5 protein-coding genes are annotated in these 6,444 nt (G+C 60.2%); 4 read left to right on the top strand and 1 reads right to left on the bottom strand.

What is annotated here, in order from left to right; translation table 11 throughout:
• Positions 1 to 1,778: M3 family metallopeptidase (locus tag L0H65_RS12275; RefSeq protein ID WP_301459342.1), on the top strand; the 1,778-nt coding region annotated here is incomplete at its 5' end.
• Between the two features lie 57 nt (positions 1,779 to 1,835).
• Here the strand turns inward: L0H65_RS12275 and L0H65_RS12270 are convergent.
• The gene (locus tag L0H65_RS12270; protein WP_301459341.1) at positions 1,836 to 2,801 is read right to left on the bottom strand and encodes a GlxA family transcriptional regulator; all 966 of its coding nucleotides are present in this window, start codon (positions 2,799 to 2,801) and stop codon (positions 1,836 to 1,838) included.
• 73 nt (positions 2,802 to 2,874) lie between these two features.
• Here L0H65_RS12270 and L0H65_RS12265 point away from each other — a divergent pair, with 73 nt between their 5' ends.
• The 3 genes from L0H65_RS12265 to L0H65_RS12255 form a co-directional block, all read left to right on the top strand.
• A complete protein-coding gene (locus L0H65_RS12265) occupies positions 2,875 to 3,789 on the top strand; it encodes a 3-keto-5-aminohexanoate cleavage protein (protein WP_301459340.1) in 915 nt (304 codons plus the stop codon).
• Positions 3,790 to 4,188: 399 nt separating this feature from the next.
• Complete coding sequence (locus tag L0H65_RS12260) at positions 4,189 to 5,649, top strand: carnitine 3-dehydrogenase (protein ID WP_301459339.1); 1,461 nt, start codon at positions 4,189 to 4,191, stop codon at positions 5,647 to 5,649.
• 3 nt (positions 5,650 to 5,652) lie between these two features.
• Positions 5,653 to 6,444, top strand: a 792-nt coding sequence (locus L0H65_RS12255) for an acyl-CoA dehydrogenase family protein (RefSeq protein WP_301459338.1), incomplete at its 3' end; no start/stop codon positions are given.

Here is a 6,444-nt window from a genome sequence, read left to right as displayed (position 1 = left end):
GGGCCGACAGCAACGCCGCCCGCGAGGCTTTGCAGCGCGATCTGGCCCCGAAGATGAGCGCCTTCGCCTCCGAGGTAACCAACAACAAGGCGCTGTTTGCGAAGGTGGAGTCGGTTTGGCAGGCACGCGACGGGTTGGGACCGGAACAGTTGCGGGTGCTGGAACTCTATCGTCGTATGTTCATCCGCGCCGGCGCGCAGCTTGTCGGCGGAGCGGCGGAGCGGCTCACGGCCGTCAAGGCACGACTGGCGGTGTTGGGAACAGCGTTTTCGCAAAACCTGCTGGCGGATGAGCGCGAATGGTTCATGGAAATTGCAGAAGATGACCTCGAAGGGTTGCCGGATTTCGTGATCGAGTCCGCTCGTGCGGCTGGTTCGGAAAAAGGATGTTCTGGCCCGGTTATCACGCTAAACCGATCGCTGATTGTTCCATTTCTGCAATTTTCGCCCCGGCGTGAGTTACGGCGAAAAGCGTATGCCGCATGGGTGGCGCGGGGTGAAAATGGCAATGCCAATGACAACCGCGCGATTGCAGCGGGAACCTTGCGCTTGCGGGAGGAGCGGGCAAAATTGCTCGGCTATCCCAATTTCGCCGCTTTCAAGTTGGAGCCGGAAATGGCGAAAACGCCCGCAGCGGTCAGGGATTTGTTGATGCGGGTGTGGCAACCTGCAAAGGCGAAGGCAAATGCGGATGCGGCCGTGTTGGAGGCGATGATGCAGGCAGATGGCATCAATGGCGCTTTGGAGCCGTGGGATTGGCGGTATTATTCCGAAAAGCGCCGCAAGCGGGAGCATGATCTCGATGAGGCAGTGTTGAAACCGTATCTGTCGCTTGAGGCGATGATTTTTGCCTGCTTCGATTGCGCCAACCGCTTGTTCGGGTTGGAGTTCCGGGCGCTTGACCTGCCACTTTATCACCCGGACGCGCGGGCTTGGGAGGTGACGCGCGAGGGCAGGCATATCGCGGTGTTCATCGGGGATTACTTCGCGCGCGAATCGAAGCGGTCCGGTGCGTGGTGTTCCGCGATGCGCAGCCAGCGCAGGCTGGGTGGTGATGTGCGGCCAATCGTGGTCAATGTGTGCAATTTCGCCAAGGGCGCTCCGGCGCTGTTGTCTTACGACGATGCACGGACCCTGTTCCATGAATTCGGCCATGCGCTGCATCAGATGTTGTCGAATGTGACCTATGGTTTCATCTCTGGTACGTCTGTGGCGCGGGATTTCGTGGAACTGCCAAGCCAGCTTTATGAGCATTGGCTGGAGGTGCCGGAGGTGTTGGAAAAACACGCGCGCCATGTGGAAACCGGGGCTGCGATGCCCGCCGATATGCTGGAACGCTTACTGGCAGCGGGAACCTATGATCAGGGGTTCGCAACGGTGGAGTTTTTGGCCTCTGCCTTGGTCGATCTGGCCTTTCACGATGGCCCGGCGCCCGCCGATCCCATGGTGATGCAAGCGGAGGTTCTGGCGGAACTGGGGCTACCGCATGCGATCCGGATGCGCCATGCGACGCCACATTTCGCGCATGTGTTTTCGGGCGACGGTTATTCCTCGGGGTATTACAGCTACATGTGGTCGGAGGTGATGGACGCCGACGCTTTTGCCGCGTTTGAGGAGGCGGGCGATGCGTTCGATCCGGTGTTAGCCGCGAGGCTGGAAAAGTTCATCCTTTCGGCGGGTGGATCGCAAGACCCCGAGGCGCTTTATACGCAATTCCGGGGCCGGATGCCGGGAGTGGAGCCTTTGTTGAAAGGGCGTGGCTTGCTGGATTTGGCATAAGTTGTTTACGATTATTCTGCGAATAATCAGAATTTTCGAAGAGAATTCGTATCCCGGTTACTTTGGTCTACGCAGCGTCGAAGGCGAGCGACGAAATTCACGTTGAAAGGCACGGCTCAGGGTGGATTGGCTGGAAAAGCCGGTGCGCAGCGCGACTTCTGACAGCGGATGATGGGTGTCGGTGATCAGGCGGCGCGCGGCGGCGAGGCGCAGGCCAAGCGCGTAGGCACCTGGGCTTTGGTTGAGCGTGCTGCGAAACAGCATTTCCAGCCGACGCGGCGAAAGGCCAAGGTTGCGGGCAAGCTCAGCCACCGGTTCGGGGGCGTCGAGCTGTGCCTCCATCCGCGCGATAGCTCCGGCGATGCGAGGATCCAGTCTTGGGCGCTCGGCTTGCATTTGCGGATCGGCCCCGTCGCGCGGCGTCGTGATGAAGCTCGCCGCAACCTGACGCGCTAAGGCGGCGCCCTGCCGCTGCGCGATCAGGTGCAGCATCAGATCAGCGGCGGGGGCGGCCCCGCCTGCGGTAAAGCGATTGCGGTCAATCACATAGCGGTCGGGAACCACATCTATTTCGGGATGGGCGGAGGAAAGATCCTCAAAATCCTCCCAATGCACCGTGGCGCGGTAGCCCTTCAAAAGGCCTGCGCGGGCCAGCACCCAGGGACCGGCATCTATTGCCCCGATCATGGCAAAACGCGGCGCGGCGCGGCGCAGCGCGGCGATCAGCGGGCGGTTTGCGACCTCTGCCTGCTTGAACCCGGCGATCACCACCAGGGCATCGGCACCTGCCGCCTTGTCCAATGCGCCGGTTGCGGGTAGCTCAATTCCGCAGGTCAGCGGCACAGGTTGACCATCGGGGGACAGCACCCGCCAGCGATAGGCTTGCGTCCCGAGATGTCGGTTGGCGGACCGCAGCGGGTCAAGGGTGCTGGCCACTTCGAGAATGGAGGCCTGCGGCAGGACCAGCACTGCCATGGTCAGGGGATCGGCGGAGGGGCTGAAAATTGATGCGTGTATTGTCATGAATATTTCGTAAAACGCAAAACCTGCTTTGCCAAGCGCTTTAAGCTTCACCCGAAATCAGGAGGAATCGGCAATGCCACTGCAAATGAACCGCGAAGTTTTCATCACATGTGCGGTGACAGGCTCTGGTGGGTCGCAAGATCGCAGTCCGCATGTGCCACGCTCTCCCGCGCAAATTGCCGAAAGTGCGATTGCCGCGGCAAAGGCAGGTGCTGCGGTGGTGCATTGCCACGTCCGCGACCCCGAAACCGGCAAGCCTGCGCGTGATCCGGCGCTTTACCGCGAAGTGACCGAGCGGATCAGGGACAGCGACACCGATGTCGTGCTGAACCTGACGGCTGGAATGGGCGGCGATTTGATGTTCGACGGTACGGAGAAGATGAGTCAGATGGCGGCTTCATCTGACATGGCAGGTGCAGCGGAACGGGTTGCGCATGTCGTGGAGTGCCGACCCGAGATCTGCACCCTCGATTGTGGCACGATGAATTTCAATGAGGCTGACTATGTGATGGTCAACACCCCCGGCATGTTGCGCGATATGGCCAAACGCATGGCCGCATCAGGCGTGCGGATTGAGATTGAGGCGTTTGACACCGGGCATCTTTGGTTAGCGAAAGAGCTGGCGCGGGAGGGGATTATCCCGGCACCGACCTTGGTGCAACTGTGCATGGGCGTGCCATGGGGTGCGCCCGATGACCTCAACACCTTTATGGCGATGGTCAACAACGTGCCTGCAGATTGGCATTGGTCGGCGTTTTCCATTGGCCGCAACCAGATGGCCTATGTTGCCGCCGCAGTGCTCGCAGGGGGCAATGTGCGCGTGGGATTGGAGGATAATCTGTGGCTGGATAAGGGCGTGCTTGCGACCAATGCGCAACTGGTGGAGCGGGCCGTGGGCATCATCACGGCGATGGGTGCGCGGGTCATCACGCCTGCTGAAGTGCGCGCGCGCTTGAAGCTGGAGAAGCGGGCACCTTTGCCGAAGTGAGAGAAGGCTTGGGCGTGAGGCGATGGCCGTTATGGCAAAGGATGCAATCGAAATCGCTGCTTGGATCGCTCTTGGATTAACCAGCTTTTCTGTACCCCTTCTTGCGCGGAGGTGGAGGGCGTGGGCGGCGGTATGTATCGGCGCAGTTTGCTGCGTGGTCATTTTGTGGGTCATAGGAGACAAAGCCAACCAAGCAAAACTTTTTGGCGGGTTGGTTTATGTGTTGTCGGCGATGTTGGTTGGTTGGGCCGCCCTTTGGGGCCTGGCGACGCAAGCGGTTATATTGTGGCGGAACGGGCGCGGGAACTGGGTCCGTCGGGGGGTTGGGTTTGCAATAATGGTGGCGGTGACACTGCCGGCATTCGTGGCAATGATGGATTGAAAGGGAAGGTTAAGCAGATGGAACGCAAGGCAGCGATTATTGGTGGTGGGGTTATTGGCGGCGGCTGGGCGGCTCGGTTCTTGCTGAACGGCTGGAACGTCTCGGTGTTTGACCCGGACCCGGAGGCCGCGCGCAAAATCGGTGAGGTTCTGGCCAATGCGCGGGCGGCATTGCCTGCGCTGTCTGATATTCCGATGCTGGCCGAAGGCACTTTGACCATGGCCGACACCATCACCGAAGCGGTGGAGGGCGCGGAGTATATTCAGGAATCGGTGTCGGAGCGATTGGAGTTGAAGCACCGCGTTTTCGCCCAGATCCAGCAATCCTGCCCCGAAACGCTGATCGGCTCCTCCACCTCTGGTTTCAAGCCGTCCGAGTTGCAGCAAAACGCGGCCAACCCGGCGATGATCTTTGTCGCGCATCCGTTCAATCCGGTCTACCTTTTGCCGCTGGCAGAGGTGGTGCCTTCGCCTGCAAGCGACCTTGCCGCCATTGAACGGGCCAAGGAAATCCTGCGCGAAATCGGCATGTTCCCCTTGCATGTGCGCAAGGAAATCGACGCCCATATTGCTGATCGCTTCCTGGAGGCGGTGTGGCGTGAGGCGCTGTGGCTGGTCAAGGATGGCATCGCCACGACCGAAGAAATCGACGAGGCGATCCGCATGGGCTTTGGCCTGCGCTGGGGCCAGATGGGATTGTTTGAAACCTATCGCGTGGCAGGGGGCGAGGCCGGGATGAAGCATTTCATGGCGCAATTCGGGCCGTGTTTGCAGTGGCCATGGACCAAGCTGACCGATGTGCCCGAGTTTACGGATGAGCTGGTCGACCTGATTGCAGGCCAGTCGGACGAACAATCGGGCGCTTACACGATCCGTGAATTGGAACGTATACGCGACAGCAATCTCGTTGGCTTTTTGCGCGCGTTGAAGGACCGCGATTGGGGTGCGGGCAAGGTTCTGCGCGAACATGACGAGCGCCGTCGCACAGGCTTTGCCGATGGCACACATGAGATTTCGGCTGCACCTATGGTCATGGCACAAATGCAGGTTTTGCCAAGCTGGATTGATTATAACGGCCATATGACTGAAAGCCGCTATCTGTTTGCGTCCTCGGAAACGGTCGATGCGTTCCTGCGGTTCATCGGCGCAGATATGGAGTATGTCGCGGGGGGGCACAGCTATTACACCGCCGAAAGCCATATTATGCATCGCGGTGAGGCCAAACTGGGCGACCATCTGACCGGGACGTTGCAAGTGCTTTTTGCGGATGAAAAGCGATTGCATGTTTTCATCTCCATCAAAAAGGGTGGGCAGGATGTCGCGACGGTTGAGCAGATGCTGTTGCATGTGGATATGAAAGCGGGCCGGGCCTGCAACGCGCCGAAAGCGATCCTTGACCGGCTGTTGCCCATCGCCGCCGCCCATGCCGATCTGCCGCGCCCAAAGGCTGTGGGACGCGCGACCGGGCAAAGGGGCTGAGCCATGGATTTCGGGCTGACCGACGAGCAACGAATGATCGTGGACACCACGCGCGCCTTTGTCGAGGCGGAACTGTACCCGCATGAGGCAGAGGTGGAGCGCACCGGCCATCTGCGCATGGAGCTTATCCGCGAGATACAAGCCAAGGCGATTGCGGCGGGCCTTTATGCCGCGAACATGCCGGAGGAGGTGGGCGGGGCGGGTCTCGATACCCTGTCATGGCTGCTTTATGAGCGGGAGTTGGGCCGCGCCAATTACGCGCTGCATTGGACCTGCGTGGCGCGCCCGTCGAATATCCTGCTGGCGGGAACCGAGGAACAGCGGCAACGCTATCTTTACCCCTGTATCCGAGGCGAAAAGTGGGATTGCCTGGCGATGACCGAACCCGGCGCCGGGTCCGACCTGCGCGGCATGAAAGCCTCGGCGCGGCGGGATGGCGGGGATTGGGTACTGAACGGCACCAAGCATTTCATCAGCCATATCGACATCGCAGATTTCTCGATCGTGTTTATGGCGAGCGGAGAGGAAGACACCCCGCGCGGGAAGAAAAAGCTGATCACGGCGTTCTTTGTCGATAAAGGGACGCCGGGTTTTGCCGTGCGCGACGGCTATCGCAACGTCTCGCATCGTGGTTATTCCAATGGGGTTCTGGAGTTTGACGATTGTCGTTTGCCGGATGCGCAAGTGTTGGGGGAAGCGCATAAGGGTTTTGAAGTGGCGAACTCGTGGCTGGGGGCGACTCGGTTGCAGGTTGCGGCCACCTGCCTTGGCCGCGCCGACCGCGCGCTGGGCCAT

The organism is Pseudorhodobacter sp. (assembly GCF_030452865.1).
In the GTDB taxonomy this organism is placed as follows: domain Bacteria; phylum Pseudomonadota; class Alphaproteobacteria; order Rhodobacterales; family Rhodobacteraceae; genus Pseudorhodobacter.
This window is presented reverse-complemented; position numbering and strand designations above follow the sequence as displayed.

Coding starts and splice junctions, on each gene's coding strand:
- L0H65_RS12270 (WP_301459341.1), bottom strand. CDS start 2,801: ATGACAATACACGCATCAATTTTCAGCCCCTCCGCCGATCCCCTGACC.
- L0H65_RS12265 (WP_301459340.1), top strand. CDS start 2,875: ATGCCACTGCAAATGAACCGCGAAGTTTTCATCACATGTGCGGTGACA.
- L0H65_RS12260 (WP_301459339.1), top strand. CDS start 4,189: ATGGAACGCAAGGCAGCGATTATTGGTGGTGGGGTTATTGGCGGCGGC.